At 43.2% G+C, this 17,040-nt stretch carries 18 protein-coding genes, 1 pseudogene and 1 riboswitch; of the genes and pseudogenes, 15 read left to right on the forward strand and 4 right to left on the reverse strand.

The window, feature by feature from the left end; all coding sequences use genetic code 11:
- Positions 1 to 89 precede the first annotated feature (89 nt).
- The 10 genes from P8F77_RS06540 (at position 90) to hslO (ending at position 8,207) form a co-directional block, all read left to right on the forward strand.
- Positions 90 to 362, forward strand: coding sequence for a hypothetical protein (locus P8F77_RS06540; protein ID WP_270432100.1), 273 nt, complete (start codon positions 90 to 92; stop codon positions 360 to 362).
- A gap of 201 nt (positions 363 to 563) precedes the next feature.
- Positions 564 to 670, forward strand: a riboswitch (TPP riboswitch).
- A gap of 65 nt (positions 671 to 735) precedes the next feature.
- Positions 736 to 933 carry a sulfur carrier protein ThiS gene (gene thiS / locus P8F77_RS06545; RefSeq protein ID WP_024728028.1) on the forward strand — a complete coding sequence of 66 codons (198 nt, stop codon included), beginning with the start codon at positions 736 to 738 and terminating at the stop codon, positions 931 to 933.
- Position 934: 1 nt separating this feature from the next.
- Positions 935 to 1,567, forward strand: coding sequence for a sulfur carrier protein ThiS adenylyltransferase ThiF (gene thiF, locus P8F77_RS06550; protein ID WP_207727481.1), 633 nt, complete (start codon positions 935 to 937; stop codon positions 1,565 to 1,567).
- 2 nt (positions 1,568 to 1,569) lie between these two features.
- Positions 1,570 to 2,337: a thiazole synthase gene (locus P8F77_RS06555; RefSeq protein WP_034549625.1), complete on the forward strand. Its 768-nt coding sequence runs from the start codon at positions 1,570 to 1,572 to the stop codon at positions 2,335 to 2,337.
- Between the two features lie 4 nt (positions 2,338 to 2,341).
- Positions 2,342 to 3,439, forward strand: coding sequence for a 2-iminoacetate synthase ThiH (thiH, locus tag P8F77_RS06560; protein WP_024728025.1), 1,098 nt, complete (start codon positions 2,342 to 2,344; stop codon positions 3,437 to 3,439).
- Between the two features lie 14 nt (positions 3,440 to 3,453).
- Entirely contained in the window at positions 3,454 to 4,032 is a 579-nt protein-coding gene (locus P8F77_RS06565) for a thiamine phosphate synthase (protein WP_287519463.1), read from the forward strand.
- A gap of 48 nt (positions 4,033 to 4,080) precedes the next feature.
- On the forward strand, positions 4,081 to 4,854 hold the full coding sequence (locus P8F77_RS06570) for an HAD hydrolase family protein (protein WP_024728023.1): 774 nt from the start codon (positions 4,081 to 4,083) through the stop codon (positions 4,852 to 4,854).
- A 128-nt stretch (positions 4,855 to 4,982) separates the two neighbouring features.
- A complete protein-coding gene (gene cls / locus P8F77_RS06575) occupies positions 4,983 to 6,545 on the forward strand; it encodes a cardiolipin synthase (RefSeq protein WP_287519461.1) in 1,563 nt (520 codons plus the stop codon).
- A gap of 13 nt (positions 6,546 to 6,558) precedes the next feature.
- Positions 6,559 to 7,323, forward strand: coding sequence for a class I SAM-dependent methyltransferase (locus P8F77_RS06580; RefSeq protein ID WP_024728021.1), 765 nt, complete (start codon positions 6,559 to 6,561; stop codon positions 7,321 to 7,323).
- Complete coding sequence (gene hslO, locus P8F77_RS06585) at positions 7,320 to 8,207, forward strand: Hsp33 family molecular chaperone HslO (protein ID WP_024728020.1); 888 nt, start codon at positions 7,320 to 7,322, stop codon at positions 8,205 to 8,207. Before P8F77_RS06580 ends, hslO begins: the two co-directional genes overlap by 4 nt.
- A 266-nt stretch (positions 8,208 to 8,473) precedes the next feature.
- On the opposite strand, the gene P8F77_RS06590 is transcribed toward hslO, so the two are convergent.
- Positions 8,474 to 9,958, reverse strand: coding sequence for a hypothetical protein (locus P8F77_RS06590; RefSeq protein WP_287518697.1), 1,485 nt, complete (start codon positions 9,956 to 9,958; stop codon positions 8,474 to 8,476).
- A gap of 180 nt (positions 9,959 to 10,138) precedes the next feature.
- Between P8F77_RS06590 and P8F77_RS06595 the strand changes: the two genes are divergently transcribed.
- Positions 10,139 to 11,689, forward strand: a complete 1,551-nt coding sequence (locus P8F77_RS06595; RefSeq protein ID WP_024728019.1) for a fibronectin type III domain-containing protein — start codon at positions 10,139 to 10,141, stop codon at positions 11,687 to 11,689.
- Between the two features lie 19 nt (positions 11,690 to 11,708).
- A complete protein-coding gene (locus tag P8F77_RS06600) occupies positions 11,709 to 12,200 on the forward strand; it encodes a GNAT family N-acetyltransferase (protein WP_024728018.1) in 492 nt (163 codons plus the stop codon).
- Between the two features lie 41 nt (positions 12,201 to 12,241).
- Here P8F77_RS06600 and P8F77_RS06605 read toward each other — a convergent pair whose 3' ends face one another.
- Positions 12,242 to 12,571, reverse strand: coding sequence for a DNA-directed RNA polymerase subunit delta (locus tag P8F77_RS06605; protein WP_235824534.1), 330 nt, complete (start codon positions 12,569 to 12,571; stop codon positions 12,242 to 12,244).
- 140 nt (positions 12,572 to 12,711) lie between these two features.
- On the opposite strand from P8F77_RS06605, the gene P8F77_RS06610 reads away from it, so the two are divergent.
- From P8F77_RS06610 to P8F77_RS06620, 3 genes and pseudogenes are all read left to right on the forward strand, one after another.
- On the forward strand, positions 12,712 to 13,683 hold the full coding sequence (locus P8F77_RS06610; RefSeq protein ID WP_024728016.1) for a Gfo/Idh/MocA family oxidoreductase: 972 nt from the start codon (positions 12,712 to 12,714) through the stop codon (positions 13,681 to 13,683).
- Between the two features lie 59 nt (positions 13,684 to 13,742).
- Positions 13,743 to 14,690: a magnesium transporter CorA family protein gene (locus P8F77_RS06615; RefSeq protein WP_024728015.1), complete on the forward strand. Its 948-nt coding sequence runs from the start codon at positions 13,743 to 13,745 to the stop codon at positions 14,688 to 14,690.
- Between the two features lie 240 nt (positions 14,691 to 14,930).
- Positions 14,931 to 15,089: pseudogene (locus P8F77_RS06620) on the forward strand (transposase); the annotation flags it as partial.
- Between the two features lie 5 nt (positions 15,090 to 15,094).
- Here the strand turns inward: P8F77_RS06620 and P8F77_RS06625 are convergent.
- Positions 15,095 to 15,574: a PTS glucose transporter subunit IIA gene (locus P8F77_RS06625; RefSeq protein WP_024728014.1), complete on the reverse strand. Its 480-nt coding sequence runs from the start codon at positions 15,572 to 15,574 to the stop codon at positions 15,095 to 15,097.
- A complete protein-coding gene (locus P8F77_RS06630; RefSeq protein ID WP_024728013.1) occupies positions 15,574 to 17,010 on the reverse strand; it encodes a glycoside hydrolase family 1 protein in 1,437 nt (478 codons plus the stop codon). Before P8F77_RS06630 ends, P8F77_RS06625 begins: the two co-directional genes overlap by 1 nt.
- Positions 17,011 to 17,040 lie beyond the last annotated feature (30 nt).

Here is a 17,040-nt window from a genome sequence, read left to right on the forward strand (position 1 = left end):
AGATTTTCAGATTTTTGTATGTTTGAACAATTTTTATGATACTATAGTCACACTTAAAGATCTGAAGATAGATTCAGGAGGATATGATAATGGATAGCTTTGCTTTAAAAGGAGACATTATTTATACGCCTGAACCAGGGAAGTTCCGGAGCCACGAGGATTCTTATCTGGTCTGTGGAGACGGGAAGGTGAAGGGAAAATGGAGAGAACTTCCTGAACGATTTTCAGGGATCAGAGTTGAGGATTACAGCGGAAAGCTTATTTTTCCGGGGCTGTGTGATCTTCATATTCATTCGCCCCAGTATTCCTTCCGGGGGGATCGGGATGGATATGGAGCTGCTTCCCTGGCTGGAAACTTATAGTTCTGCAGTAATAGGTTGAAATAAAAGCAAATGTTCTGATGTATTACTTGTACCATACGGAACCGTGGCTGTGCTGAAAAAACGCAAATGATAGAAAAGCCGGCGCAAACGACAAAAAATATACTTGAATTTTTCAGATAACAGGATTATAATATTTTTTGGTAAGGCAGAGGAATGCTGTCTGCCATATAATTTCATAAACAAGTAAAACTGGAGAACCGATGTTATCGGCTGAGAAGAGGGTATAACCCGAAGATTCATGGAACCTGTTAGTTAGCACTAGCGTAGGGAGTTTTCAATCGATAGAACACAGAGATGGAGCTTACGCTTCATCTTTTTTTCGTTTGTGGCTCCGGGAAACGAAAGGAGAGTTATGATGCGTGTCAATGGAAACAAAAGATTCCTCGAGGGCAGGATCACTCTGAAGGAATTTCTTCTGAAAGAGGGTTACAGGCTTGAGCACATTGCGGTGGAGAGAAACGGAAAGATCGTCCCAAAGGCTGAGTATGAAACTATCATGCTGACAGAGGCGGATACACTGGAGATCGTCAGCTTCGTAGGCGGTGGATGAGATGCTGACGAGAGAACGATTTGAACAGGAACTGGACAGACGCCAGACGCCGAAAGTGAGGGAAAGGCTCAGGGAAGGAACCGTGGCCGTTGCGGGTCTTGGGGGTCTTGGCTCTAATATAGCCCTGATGCTTGCAAGAACGGGGATCAGGAAGCTGTTTCTGGCAGATTTTGACCGGGTAGATCCATCCAACCTAAACCGGCAGGCATACACCATTTCCCAGATTGGCATGAAAAAAACAGAAGCCATGAGTGAACTGATCCGCCAGGTCAACCCGTGGATTGAACTGGGATTTTTTGACGGAAGGGTGACGCAGGAAAATGCGGCAGAGCTGTTTCGGCCATATCCGATTATCTGCGAGGCATTTGACTCGCCAAAGGCGAAAGCCGAGCTGGTCAACGGCGTATTGTCTCAGCTGCCTGACAATACCGTTATTTCCGGCAGCGGGATGGCCGGATCTTACAGTTCAAACCTGATAAAAACGGCAAAGAAAATGAAACGGCTTTATGTGTGCGGAGACGGGACACATGGGATATCAACAGAGGAATCACTGACTGCGGCCAGAGTATCAATCTGTGCGGGACACGAGGCGAACATGGCGATACGGCTGATTTTAGGAGAAGAAGAGGTATAAAGATGAGTGATACATTAAAAATCGGAACAAAGGAATTTACATCAAGGTTTCTGCTTGGAACCGGAAAGTTCAGCCTGGAAAAGACGGCGGAGGCTGTAAATGCGGCCGAAGCCCAGATTGTTACTATGGCGCTCAGGCGGGTAAAGGAGGCAGGTTCCAGCAATATTTTAGAGTACATACCGGATACGGTGACACTGCTTCCAAACACCTCCGGGGCAAGAAATGCCCAGGAGGCTGTGCGCATTGCAAGGCTTGCAAGAGAAGTGGGATGCGGTGATTTTATCAAGATCGAAGTGATACGGGATACAAAGTATCTGATGCCCGACAACGCAGAGACAATCAAAGCCACGGAGATTCTTTCAAGAGAGGGTTTCACTGTTCTTCCCTATGTGAGCCCCGATTTGAATACGGCAAGGGACCTGGAAAGTGCAGGCGCCGCCGCGGTCATGCCTCTGGCAGCGCCCATCGGAAGCAACAAAGGACTCCTTACGAAAGATTTTATCCAAATGCTGATTGATGATACCGATCTTCCGGTCATTGTGGATGCCGGAATCGGGAAGCCGTCCGAGGCCTGTGCAGCAATGGAGATGGGAGCCGATGCCGTACTGGCAAATACGGCTGTAGCTACGGCAGGAGATGTGGTATCCATGGCAAAGGCTTTTAAAATGGCAGTTGACGCAGGAAGAAAGGCATACCTTGCCGGACTGGGACGGGTCCTGGACCATGGAGGAGATGCCTCATCTCCGCTGACAGGATTTTTGGAGGACTAGGGCGATGGAGATATTAGATGAAGTGTTAAAGGAATATGATGAATATGACTACAATGTTTACACAAAAGACGATGTCATCACAGCTCTTTCAAAAGAAACGGTGAGTGCTGAGGACTACAAGGCTCTGCTCTCACCGGCTGCCATGGATTTTCTGGAGCCAATGGCCAAAAGAGCAAAAAAGGAAACAATGAAGCATTTCGGGAATACGGTCTGTCTGTTTACACCGCTTTATATTGCCAATTACTGTGTCAATCACTGTGTGTACTGCGGCTTTAACTGTACCAATAAGATCCACCGGGCAAAGCTCACCATGGAAGAGATTGAACAGGAATACAAAGCTATCGCAGGGACAGGACTGAAGGAAATTCTGATTCTCACAGGTGAATCTAAAAAAGCGTCAAGCGTAGAATATATCGGGAAGGCAGTAGAGCTGGCAAAGAAATATTTTTCCACCATCGGCATTGAAGTCTATCCAATGGATGTGGATGAATACGAATATATCCACCAAAAAGGTGCGGATTTTGTCAGTGTCTACCAGGAGACATATAATACAAAGACCTATGATGAGGTTCACTTAAGCGGTCCGAAAAAAGTATTTTCCTATCGTCTGAATGCCCAGGAAAGAGCGTTAAAAGGCGGTATGAGGGGAGTGGGATGCGGAGCCCTGTTGGGGCTTGATGATTTCAGAAAAGACGCATTTGCTTCCGGAATTCATGCGTCCCTTCTTCAGAAGAAATATCCCCAGGCGGAAGTTTCTTTTTCTGTGCCTCGGCTCAGACCATATAAGAACAATGAAACCAACGATGCAAAAGACGTCCATGAAAAGCAGCTTCTGCAGGTGATGCTGGCACACCGCATTTTCATGCCGTTTGCGGGAATTACGATTTCCACGAGGGAACGGGCCGGATTCCGCGATCATGTGGTCGGCATGGCAGCGACGAAAATTTCCGCGGGAGTCAGCACAGGGGTCGGAGGCCATGAAGAAGAGGAAAAGGGAGACGCCCAGTTTGTGATCTCAGATCCGAGAAGTGTGGATGAAGTCGTAAACATGCTTGACCGCAGAGGCATGCAGGGAATCTATACTGACTACGTGAGAGTCTAGAAACGGAGGTTGACATGAACCAGGAGTGGATCGCTGTCACGGACCGGAAACTGTGCGGCGGTGATTTTTTAAAGACGGTGCAGACCCTTGCGGGACAAGGGTTAAAGACGATCATTCTGCGGGAAAAAGATCTTCCAGAAGAAGAGTACGGGGTACTGGCAGCCCGGTGTATGGAAATATGCAGGAAAGCTGGGGCTTCCCTGACTTTCCACAGTTATTTTAGTGCGGCCCGCAGGCTGGGAGCAGACAAGATCCATCTGCCGTACCCTGTATTTCGGGAAAATGCAGGGAAGATTGAAAAGCACCTTCGTGTAAGTACCTCTATTCATGCCCCGGAAGAGGCAGTGGAGGCAGAACGGATGGGTGCAGAGTTTGTGATTGCCGGACATATTTTTCAGACGGACTGCAAAAAGGGCGTTCCGCCAAGGGGGCTTGAGTTTTTAAGAGAAACTGTACGATCCGTGTCTATCCCTGTCTATGCCATCGGAGGAATCACTCCATATAATATAAAGGATGTTTTAAAGACAGGAGCCGCCGGAGGATGTATGATGTCGGGTTTCATGAAGTCGCCTAAAATCGTTGACAAGCCATGAGTGCTGGGGCATACTTGAAAGAGAAATATATCAAGATGGAGGGTACTTATGAAAAAGAAATACTGCTTTTTTGACATCGACGGAACACTGACGGACCGCTCTACCAACCAGGTAGTTCCAAGTGCGCTGGAGGCACTTGAAAAGCTGGAGGAAAACGGACATTTTGTGGCGATCGCAACAGGAAGAGCCCACTATAAAGCGGATCTGTTTATAAAGGCCAACGGTTTTAAGAATATGGTCTGCAATGGAGGAAACGGGTTTGTCATTGACAATCAGTTCGTGGAGAATATTCCTCTGGACAGAGAAGGATGCATTAAAATCATTGAGGAGACAGAGAAACTCGGATATGGATGGTGTATTGCCGTAGACGATACAAAAGATGTCTATATGACCGACGATTTGTTTTTAAGACAGGTGGGCAAGAGAAAAGAGCCGACCCGCTATATTATTGATGACACCCTGGATATACATAAGGTCGAAGATTTCTATAAAATATATGTAGCAATTCCGAAAGAAGAGGAAGACCGTCTGACGACAAAAGATCTCATCGGACATCTGCGGTTTGAACCGGAGTACCTGATGTTCCAGCCGGACAATAAAAGAGAGGGGATCATAAAAATGATGGAGCACTTAAATGGGCCTCTTGAAGATGTGGTTGTATTTGGAGATGATTATAACGATCTGGATATGTTCAGCCCTGAGTGGTTTTCCATCGCCATGGGGAACGGCTGCCAGGACCTGAAAGATAAGGCAGACTACGTGACAGACACCAATGTGAATGACGGAATCAAAAAGGCATGTGAGCATTTCGGCTGGATTTAAAAAGGACAGAAGCCTTCTTGACACAATTCCTTAAATCATTATAGAATAGTAAGACCAGAATTTTCTGGTCTTCTTTTCATTTCTTAGGAAAGTCCTTGTCAGGAATCTATTTGGCAGCAGGAGGAATTATGAGAATTTTAAAAGTAATGAAGAAGGGCATATCGAAGATGCTGAAGGTCCTTCTGAGACGCCTTGTGATTGTAGGCGTTATCATTGTGCTGCAGATAGCATGGCTGATCTGGATGGCCCAGGTGATCGGAGAGCGATCTAAGTTTATTGAATGGGGACTTCAGCTGGTCAGCGTTGCAGTGGTGATATATATTGTAAATAAAGAAGAGAACCCGGCCTATAAGCTGGCGTGGACCATTCCCATCCTGATCTTCCCGGTATTCGGGGGTCTTTTATATCTTACTCTGGGCAATAAAAAAATGGCCAGAAAGCTGAGGCTGGAACTGGAGCGTTCCCTTGGCGAGACAGATTTTTTGCTGTCTCAGAGCGAGAGCGTCATGAATAACTTGAGACAGAGGAGTCCTCAGGCGGCGGCACAGGCAAAATATATCGATATGTCAGGAGGCTATCCGATCTATCAGAATTCGTCGGCAAAGTATTACCCGTCCGGCGAGTCCATGTTTGTAGAGATGATCGAAGACCTGAAAAAGGCAAAGTATTATATTTTCATGGAATTCTTCATTGTGGAAGAAGGATATATGTGGAATACGATCTTAGAGATCCTCAAAGAACGGGTGGACGACGGTGTGGAAGTCCGGTTTATGTATGACGACGTAGGCTGTGTGGACCTGCTCCCGTATAAGTATTATAAAGAACTGGAACGCTGCGGCATTTCCTGCGTGGCATTTAATCCGATTATTCCTCTGGTGTCCACCGCATGGAACAACAGGGACCATCGCAAAGTAGTGGTCATTGACGGGCATACGGCATATACCGGAGGCCTCAATCTGGCAGATGAGTATATCAACCGGAAGGAACGTTTCGGTTATTGGAAAGACGCGGGATTGAAAGTCATCGGAGATGCGGTGTGGAACTTTACCGTGATGTTTCTCCAGGTCTGGAATGCGATCCGGAAGACCGATGAGGGCTACGGCATGTTCGTACCCCACGGCCACCATAAGGGACGGTTTGTTGACGACGGTTTTATCCAGCCCTACGCGGATAATCCTCTGGATACGGAGACAGTCGGGGAGAATGTGTACCTCAACATCATCAATGCGGCCACAGATTACGTATATATCTATACGCCGTATCTGATCATTGATAATGAAATGATGACAGCGCTCTGCCTGGCTTCCAAAAGAGGAGTCGATGTGCGGATTGTCACACCGGGAATACCGGATAAACCGACCGTTTTTTTGCTGACACAGTCATACTATGCCCAGCTGGTGGAAGCAGGGGTAAAAGTGTATCAGTATACTCCCGGATTCATCCATGCAAAATGTTTTGTCAGTGATGACGTCATTGCTACCGTAGGAACGATCAACATGGATTACCGGAGCCTTTACCTGCATTTTGAAAACGGAGTCTTTATGTATCACTGCCTGGCGGTGACGGAAGTCAAGATCGATATGCTGAAGACGTTTAAGCAGTGTGAGCTGATCACAAAAGATCACTGTCAGGGCAATATGGTGAAGCGGCTGATGCAGAGTGTGCTCCGTGTCCTGGCGCCGCTTCTTTAAGGAGTAGGACAAAATGGACGAGTTTACTAGTTACCAGAGTTTTGCACAGGTTTATGATGAATTTATGGATCAGACCCCTTACAGACAGTGGGGAGAAAATATAAGACAGTATCTGAGAAAATACAAAGTTAAGGACGGAGCAGAGGTCTTGGACCTGGGCTGCGGCACCGGCAGGATGACGAATCTGCTGAAAGGCTTTGGCTACCGGATGACCGGGCTGGACATTTCTCCGGAGATGCTTGAGATTGCTGCCGGTTCCGGGGATTCTGAAATCCTCTATATCTGTCAGGATATGAGAGAACTAGCTCTTCTGCATCCTGCGGATGCGGTCATATCGACCTGTGACAGCCTGAATTATATATTAGAGCCGGAAGATCTGATACAGGTATTTGTGCGTGTGCGGGAGAACCTTAAAGAAAACGGGGTCTTTCTGTTTGACATGAACACGCTTTATAAATATGAAACACTGCTTGCTGAAAATACGTTTGCGGAAGACCGGGAGGAGTGCAGTTTTATCTGGCAGAATTTCTATGATCCAAAAGACGGCATCAATGAATATGACCTGACACTCTTTATCCGCAGTGAGTCCGGGCTTTATCATAAGTTTGAGGAAATGCATTTTCAGAAGGCATATGGAACAGAAGAGATAAAAGAGGCACTGCGTCTGGCCGGATTTGAGGTCCGGGAGGTTATGGATGCAGATACTTTAAAAGAGCCGGAGACAGAGAGTGAACGGCTGTATTTTATTTCAACGATAAATCATGAGGTGGACAAATGAAAGATTATATTGTAAGAGGTACGGCGGCAGACGAGCAGGTTCGTTTTTTTGCTGCCTATACGAAAGATGTTGTGGAGGAGGCCAGACAGAGGCATAATACAAGCCCGGTGGCCACGGCTGCCCTGGGCCGGCTTCTGACCGCAGGTGCCATGATGGGGAGCATGTGCAAGAATGAACAGGATATGATCACGCTCCAGATAAAGTGCAGCGGTCCGATCGGAGGTCTTACGGTGACTGCCGATTCAAAAGCGGATGTAAAAGGATATGTGGTACATCCGGACGTAATGCTGCCGCCGAGCAAAGAAGGCAAGCTGGATGTCGGAAAGGCCCTGGACTTAGGGGTGCTGACGGTCATTAAGGATATCGGCATGAAAGAACCGTATTCGGGACAGACCCATCTTGTATCCGGGGAGATTGCAGAGGATCTGACCTACTACTTTGCCGCAAGTGAACAGATACCGACTTCTGTGGCGCTTGGTGTTTTGATGAATAAGGATAATACCGTCCGCCATGCCGGGGGTTTTATTATTCAGATGATGCCGTATGCTTCTGAGGAAGTGATTTCTTCACTGGAGAAAAAGATTGCAGATTTTCAGTCTGTTACTTCTCATCTGGATGAGGGGAAAACTCCGGAAGATATGATGAATGAATTGCTGGGTGAGTTCGGGGTCAAGTTCTATGAGACTGTGCCGACGAAGTTTTCATGCAACTGTTCCAAAGAGCGGGTGGAGAAAGCGGTCATCAGTGTGGGAAAAGACGAGATTAATGATATGATCAAAGATGGAAAAGATATAGAAGTAAACTGTCATTTCTGTAATACACACTATACATTCAGTGTAGATGAACTGAAACAGATGGTGGAAAAAATCGAAGCAGGAAGATAATGAAAAGCCATGGGAGACCGTGGCTTTTTTGCTTAAACATGGTATACCCACAAGGCATCCCATGTTTCATACCCTGCGGGTAGACGTGCTTCGCACAATAAGGTATGATAAATAACTTCTCGGAATCTCAATGAATTAGATTCTAACTGAAATTTGAAAACTGAATATCGTGCAGGAATAGAGATTTGGCAAAAAAGGGCATAAACGTTGGACATAGAGGAAGCTATGCCTTGAAAAATTCTATGGTATGGGGTAAGATATCATCATTAAGCGGCTAAACTTAATAATGATTCTTGAAATGCCTCCGTTGGCGGCATTTCCCAGGCATCAAGATGTTGCAGCATCATGATGCCGTAGAGGCGGCAGTACCACATCTTCGTAGAGCGGTGTCTGCCGTCTTCTAGTTTATAGTCTTCTTTCTCACGCTTGTTGGAGCGTTCCACGGAAGTCCTTCTGTCATATTCCTTTTCCCATGCTTTACTGTCCCTTGGCGGTATGTTAAATAACCTTGGATTATCATCGGTGAAGATGTGTACGGTTCTGCCGTATTTCGCCGGTGAGCAGGGATGCTCACAGAAGCAGCCGCATTTGCGGTTTGATTTCGGGCACCGGTATTTTGCCCGGTGTTTGGCAACCTCATATCCATCTTTGTGCATGCGTAAGCCCAGCTTACAGACAGGGACACCATCGCCGTCAATAGTGAAATCGTCCTTATAGGTAAAATGTCCGGTGTGGCCAGGATTGAGGTCAATAAAAGGAGAGATCTTTTCCTTCCGGCAGTATTCATAGACAGCATAAGCATCATGGGCGGAATCCAGGAGGAGTTTCTCAATACGGAATTCCGGGAGGTATGCTTTCATTGTAAAAAAGGAGTGAAGAAAAGAAAGCATATCATGTCGGGACGCTCTTTCTAAAAGCGGAAATACAGGGAGATCGCTGTAGGAATCAGAAGCCACATACATGTAGAGGTGGTAACCGAAGAAATAGCATTCCCGGTGGGAGTCCCATCCCCAGTTACAGTCCGGTTGGGAATAATGATGCTTGCAGTTACAGGAAGAACGGCCCTTTTCCTTACAGCCGCAGATCCTTTTTTTCCGTTGCTGAGCAGCAGTACGGACAGGAGTTCCGTCACCGGCCAGAGCAAGGTGCTCCGGATCAATCAGGCCTTTACGGACAGAAAGGCTTAGGAACTGCTGATGATAAAGACGGAATATCAGATAAAAAGGATTATCTGCTTTAAAGTGCCAGCGTTCCAACAAAGGAAGAAGTTTTGAAGCTGTACTGGAAGAATCGCAGGGAGTCTTATCGCCTTTCTTTTTTCCCTTAAGGGGTTTCATTTTAGGAAACCGGTCTTTCGGAGAAGAGTTGTTGGAGTCATCCTGCCAAATACGGGAGAAGAAATCGTAAAAGGTACCAACACCGGGAGTATCTCCGAAAGGGAAGCCACTGAGGATGGCATAAAGGGGAGTTTCCCGGAGCATACGGCACCAGACGGTAATGGAAGTCACTTTCAGTTTCAGGGCAAGCAGGTAAGAACGCAGCATGCAGGAAGGAAGCCGGGGTTCCGGTCCAAAGACAGAGTAGCAGTCCCGCATGATAGAATCAGTAGGTGAAAGATCGAGATACCAGAACTGCACGATATAATCCCAGGTGTTTTTGGAAAGCACAAAGGGATCAGGATAAAAATTCAGAAACTCGGATACGAAAGTATCCTGATAGGCGGCATGTCCGCCGGGATTAGTAGGTAACAAAGAAATCGCCTCCAATCGATTGAAATAAAATATAATCAATCGGCTTCGCCGCAAATTTTGAGCGATTTGTCAAGTGTTTTTAAAAAAAGTGGGTGATTTTTTTGAGATAGGGTCTGAAAGCCTTATAAAATCAGGGCTGAAGATTCCGAGAAGTTATATAAAAGGAAAGGAGGGCGAAAGATGAAGATAAAAAAAGCAGTTGTAATGTTATTGTCGTTGTGTCTGATCATTTCGCAGATCAGCATGGCAAAGGCTGCAGAGGCATATCCAAATCTGGATGAGAATATTATCGTGAAAAGTTACAGCGGCGGAAAATATGAAGCAGGGGAAGGGTCTAATGCAGAAGATTGCTATGCACTTTCATCGGCAGAAAGAAATCTGGATCAGACCATTGTGATGCCGTCAGATAAAGTGATGGTCCTGCACAATTCAGGAGAGAAAGATTACACAAATCTCAGCGCTGTATTAGAGGAAGACAGCAGCACAAATTATAACGGTGATGTAAAGCTCATACTTTCTTCAAAAGAGCTGAGCAGGAACAAAACAGTCAGCATTACCATAAATTTTGCGAATAAAAATATAGCACCGTGTCTTAACAGGACTGCGGTTTTATTAAAAGAAGGAAATGATGTTGTCAAAAGAATTCCATTTTCATATGATACAGCCGGGTATAGAGATGAACACAATATTTCAGTGTCTCAGTGGAGCGGAAGCTATGATTATTTTTTTGGAATCGGGACAGTGAAGAATATAGGGACCATTGATTATTGCCAGAGCAAAAAAACATTAAAAGTGACATACAAAAATGCAGGAACAGCACCTGTACTCAAATTTACTCTTGATCCAAGCGGCTATTTCACGTTTTCTAACGGCAAATATGAATATTACGGTTCAAGTTCAGCCAATAAGGTTGGAGGAACCAATACCTTGAATTTAGTTGCCAAAAGTAAATTAAAAAGTGACTTTGCTGATATTGCCGTAACAGGCAGTTATGATATTAAAAATAAGCGCATAGCATTAATGCTGTCAGAGCTCCTGGTCGTATATAATGATGCATATGATGCCAATGGAAACCGGGTGCCGGGTGTGGCTCTTGATTCTCATGGCGGCTGCATCGAAGGGGGACAGATCTCAACGATACCCCTTTCTTATTATGTGTCCCTGAAACCTCTCGGGACGATCAAGACAAAGACATCTTCCAGGAAGACAACTTCCATCAAAGTTTCATGGAATAAATTAAACGGTGTGTCCGGCTACAGAATTTACCGCTCCACAAAGAAAAACTCCGGTTACAAATATCTGAAACAGCTTTCATCAGAATCAACTTCATATACAAATAAGAAGCTGAAATCCGGAAAGACCTACTATTATAAAGTGAGGGCATACAGTAATGTGTTCGGTGACAGATATTACGGGGCATACTCTGCGCCGTTAAAATCAGGGACAAGGCCGGCGAAACCGAAAGTCACGGTAAAAAGAAGCGGACGGCGGCTGAAGATCAAATATAAAAAGATCTCCGGGGCCAGCGGCTACAGAATTTACATAAGAACCGGAAAAAAAGGCAAGTACAAGAGAGTGAAGCAGTATACAAGCGGCAAAAAAGTTTCCTATACGAGCAAGAAACTCAAGAGAAAGAAGACTTACTATGCAAAGGTAAGGGCTTATAAGATCATCAACGGCAAAAAGTATTTTGGAGGCTATTCCAAGTCAAAGAAAGTAAAGATAAAATAAGAACAGGACGGGTGACAATATGGAAATTAAAGTATGTGAGACGGAAGAACAGGTGCGGTCATTGGCGGAATTGGCCTCTGAGATCTGGCACGAATATTTTGTATCGATCATCTCAAAAGAGCAGATCGACTATATGGTAGAAAAGTTTCAGAGCTATGAGGCATTAAAAAAAGCGATCGCAGAAGAACACTATACCTATTTTCTCGGATATGACGAAGGACAATTAGTCGGGTTCTGCGGCGTGAAGCCGGATGGGAACCGTCTGTTTCTGAGTAAGTTGTATCTGCACGAGAAGAGCCGTGGAAAAGGGCTTTCCAGCATTTTATTGAGAAAGGCCATAGAGTTTGCAGAGAAACTGGACAAAAAAGCTATTTATCTGACATGCAATAAATATAATCGAAACAGCCTGGATATTTACAAAGCAAAAGGCTTTGCAGCGATTGATTCCGTAAAAACCGATATCGGAAATGGATTTATCATGGATGACTACATCATGCAGCTGGACTTGTAAATAAAAAAACTCCTATGCCAAAAATCAGCATAGGAGTTTTTTTATTTATCATCTTCTTCTGGTGTGTCAGAAGTCTTATCCTCTTTAGAAATGTTATCTTGGGAATGAGTCTCTTCCTCAGATGTTTCTTCTTCGTCCGTGATGTGGATGGAGAAGTAATCACGGCAGTCTTCCGCTGAATCCGGGAAAACATCGTCATCGTCAAATGCATCTGGATCCCAGTCATCGAGATCTTCATCCTTTTCCTGATCCTTTAATTCTTTCAGCTTGTCTATGATTGCTTTGATCTGGTCTCTGGCGATATATAAAATTCCGCCGATGGAGATGATGGCAGTCACAACTTTCACAAATTTTTTCAATATTTTACCCATAGTGTCGTGCTCCTTTCTCATTTCTGGTATCCTCATTGTAATATGAAAAATTGGAAAAAGCAACGCAATGCTTGACAAAATAAAGTTTCATGATAAAATCTAGATAAGAAATATGATTTTATTTCGGAAAGGAGAATCAGATGAGCGATTTAAAATGGGGTATTTTAGGGTGCGGAGTTATTGCCAACGAAATGGCGCAGGCATTTGAAAAAATGGGAAGAAAGGTTTATGGGGTCAGCAGCCGGACACAGACAAAGACAGAAGCGTTTGCGGAAAGATACGGCGTTGAAAATGTCTACGGATTATATGAAGAAATGCTTGAGGATAAAAACATTGATGTGATCTATATCGCAACTCCCCACAGCCAGCACTATGGGAATATGAAAAAAGCGATTGCGGCGGGGAAACACATTTTATGTGAGAAAGCTATCACGGTCAATGACCATCAGCTGGAAGAGATCGTTTCCCTGGCGGAAGAAAAGAATCTGACAGTAAGGGAAGCCATGACCATCAGCCATATGCCGCTGTTTAAAGAGCTGAAGAACAGAATTGACAAAGGAGCCATCGGAACCGTAAAGATGGTGCAGGTAAACTTCGGAAGCAACAAAGGATATGATTCCACAAACAGATTTTTTGCACTGGAAGCAGCAGGAGGAGCACTTCTCGATATCGGAGGGTATGCCACGACATTTGCAAGAACTTTTATGGATGAGGCTCCGAATACGATACTTACCACAGTACAGTACTTAGAGACCGGTGTGGATGAACAGTCCGGTATCATTTTGAAAAATGAGTCTGATCAGATGGCGGTGATCTGCCTTACCATCCGCGCAAAACAGCCGAAGAGGGGCGTTGTCACCGGAGACAAGGGATATATCGAGGTATATGAATATCCGCGGGCTTCAAAGGCAACCATCACAAATACAGAGACAGGCGTTACAGAAACCATTGAGGCGGGCAGCACAGAAGATGCTCTGGTATATGAGGTGGAAGCCATGGAAGGAACCGTCAGCGGTACGTTTTCCGATAACAATCTGGAGATTTCAAGAGACGTCATGAAGATCCTGAGCAGTGTGAGAACACAGTGGGGAATGAAGTATCCGTTTGAATAATGGTTGCCGTTTCCTTTTTCAATTGCTATAATAATAGTATTGTCAAAAGGAGGGGAATCATGATCAGGATATTTAAAACTTATGAGGGATCAAAAGAATTAAGAGAGATTACAGAGATCGAACGCGAATCCTGGGTCATGATGACGGATCCGAACGGGACAGAACTTCAGATGGTGGCAGAAAAATACCAGATCGATCTGGACGATCTGAGGGCGCCTCTGGATGAGGAAGAACGTTCGCGTCTGGAACACGAAGAGAATTATACGATGATACTGGCCAACATTCCGGTGGTACGTGCAGAAGAGGGCAAGCGGCTTTATGAGACGATTCCTCTCGGCATCTTCATTACGGAAAAGGTCGTGTTCACGGTCTGTCTGGAAGAGACCAATATTTTAAAGCAGTTTACGGACGGGCTGGTGCCGAATTTTTATACATATATGAAGACGAGATTTGTATATCAGATCCTTTATAACAATGCGGCTCTGTTTCTGGTTTATCTGCGAATGATCGACAAAAGAGCCAACCAGGTGGAAGAGATTCTGCATGAGACATCCAGGAATAAGGACTTAATCCAACTCTACGATTTAGAGAAATGTCTTGTGTATTTTACCACTTCCCTGAAGTCAAATGAGGTGGTGCTGGAGAAACTCAGAAAACATATAGGACTTAAACACTACGAAGAAGACCAGGAGCTGCTGGAAGACGTTATCATTGAGAATAAGCAGGCGATGGAGATGACCTATATTTATCACAATATATTAAGAAGCACCATGTCGCTGTTTGGTTCCATTATCGATAACAATCTAAACCAGGTCATGAAGTTTCTTGCAGCCATCACCATCGTGCTGGAGCTTCCGACGATGATCTCAGGACTCTATGGAATGAACGTGAATCCCGTAGGAATGCCGTTTTCGGGAAGTACGATGGGGTTTTTTATCATAAGTGCGTTTTCTGTTGCTGTTTGTGTGATCGCGGTGCTGATTTTGAAAAAGAAGAATCTGCTATAATAATTTGGACACGGTCTCTATTGTAAATAGTATTTTTGGGCTTATTAATTCTAAAAATTCGGAGGGAATTATCTTGAGTGGATAATTCCCTTTTAAACTTTTAAGAAAAGGCCAGGTGATAAGAGGTATGAACGGAAGAGTCGATAGAAAAGAAAGGATAATATTCTTACTTGGATTAATACCGGCATTTGCACTTTGTTTTCAAATGACAGGCAATGTGACTAAAAAACAGCTTAATATGTAAAAACAGAAAACATGGTTGTAAAAAAAGCAGCCTATATTGTTTTAGGAGTAACTGAAGAGGGCTATAAAGAAGTTCTAGGTATATGGGTTGGAGAAAATGAGACAGCTAAATTTTGGTTATCAGTACTTACAGATTTAAAGAATCGAGGTGTTCGCTTATACTAATTGTTAATTACGCTTAATTTATTTACTTGTTGATAATCTATATAACTTATTTGGTTTGTGCCAATCTCCGTAATAATAAGCATTGTAGTAGTATCATAGCCTTTTTCTTTAACAAGATTTAAGTCAACACTAACAATTTTATCACCGATTTTTACATCATCGCCTTGTTTATGAAATACTTTGAAGCCCTGCCCTTTTAAATTGACTGTGTCAATTCCAATATGAACTAAAAGGCTAGTTCCATCTTCTCTACTAATGCCAAAAGCATGACCAGTTGGATACATAACTTCAAGTTTGCCACTTACTGGAGCATAAATATTTCCGTCTGTTGGGATGATACCTATTGTTTTTCCAAGCATCTCTTGACTGAAAATTGGGTCATTAATACTCTTTGCTGGAATCATTTCGCCAGAACATGGAGTTATAACATCATTTATACCAAATTCTTTTTTCTTAAATTTATCAAAAAGTCCCATTATAGTTTTTCTCCATTAGATGAAATTACATCTTTATACCAATAGAAAGAATCTTTCTTATAGCGCTTGAGTGTTCCTTTGCCTTTATCATCTACATCTACATAAATAAAGCCATAACGTTTAGCCATTTCACCAGTTGAACAACTAACAACATCAATTGCAGTCCAAGGTGTATAACCAACAAGATCAACGCCATCTTCAATTGCTAAAGCCATTTGTTTAATATGTTCACGATAATAGTCAATGCGGTAATCGTCGTGAATTTCTCCGTTTTCAAAAACATCTTTAGCACCAATTCCATTTTCTGTAATCATAATAGGAACACCATAACGATCATAAACATGATTTAAAGTATATCTAAGTCCTACTGGATCAATTTGCCAATTCCATTCTGTTGCTTTTAAGTAAGGATTCTTAGCACCACCCATTATATTACCAGATACTTGGGTAACCTCTTTGTTTATAGTGATGCAATTTGTCATATAGTAACTAAATGTATAGAAATCACAAACACCCTCTTTAATTAATTTAATATCTTCATCAGTGCATTCAAATTTAATATTATTCTTTTCAAAATAATTTTTCATAAAATAAGGATAGTAGCCTTTGATTTGAACATCTCCACTGAAACAATTTCTTAATTGATCTTCTTGTTGTGTTAGCAATACATCATCAGGATGTGGTGTAAGTGGATAAACAGTAATATGACAAATCATAGTACCGAACTTAAAATTCTTGTTTATTTCTCTACCAATAATTACTGCTTTAGCACTTGCCACAAATTGATTGTGCAATGCTGCAAAACGTTTGTTAGGATCATCTTTTTGATTTTGGAAAGTTTCCGTACCCTCGTTTAATATACCACCATGATTCCAGTTTCCAACACCAGTTGTTAAGTCATTAATTTCATTAAATGGAATCCAATATGTAACATCATCCTTGTATTCATTTAAAACAAATTTTGCAAAATTAACATAATAATCTATCACTTTTCGATTAGACCAACCACCAATTTTAACTAAATTTAAAGGCATTTCATTATGATAAATTGTAACTAAAGGTTCAATATTATATTTCTTTAATTCTTTAAATATTTCTTTATAAAACTTTAAACCTTCTTGATTTGGTTTTTCTTCATCGCCATTTGGGAATATTCTTGCCCAACCAATTGACATACGATAAACTTTGTAACCCATCTCTGCCATTAATTTAATATCTTCTTTATAGTAATGATAATGATCAATAGCAACATGGCTTGGATAATAGTATTTGTCCTCATTAATATCAAGTGTAATTTTTCTTTCAACTTTGTGACTACCAGCAACCATTGCATCAGCAAGGTTTGGACCTTTGCCATTTAAATCCCAAGCTCCTTCAACTTGATTAGCAGCAGTGGCGCCACCCCATAAAAAATTTTTTGGAAATTTTGTATTCATTCGCTGTTTCCTCCTTTTATATTTGATAAC

It is taken from the genome of Anaerostipes sp. PC18 (assembly GCF_039789045.1).
GTDB classification, from domain to species: Bacteria; Bacillota; Clostridia; order Lachnospirales; family Lachnospiraceae; genus Anaerostipes; species Anaerostipes hominis.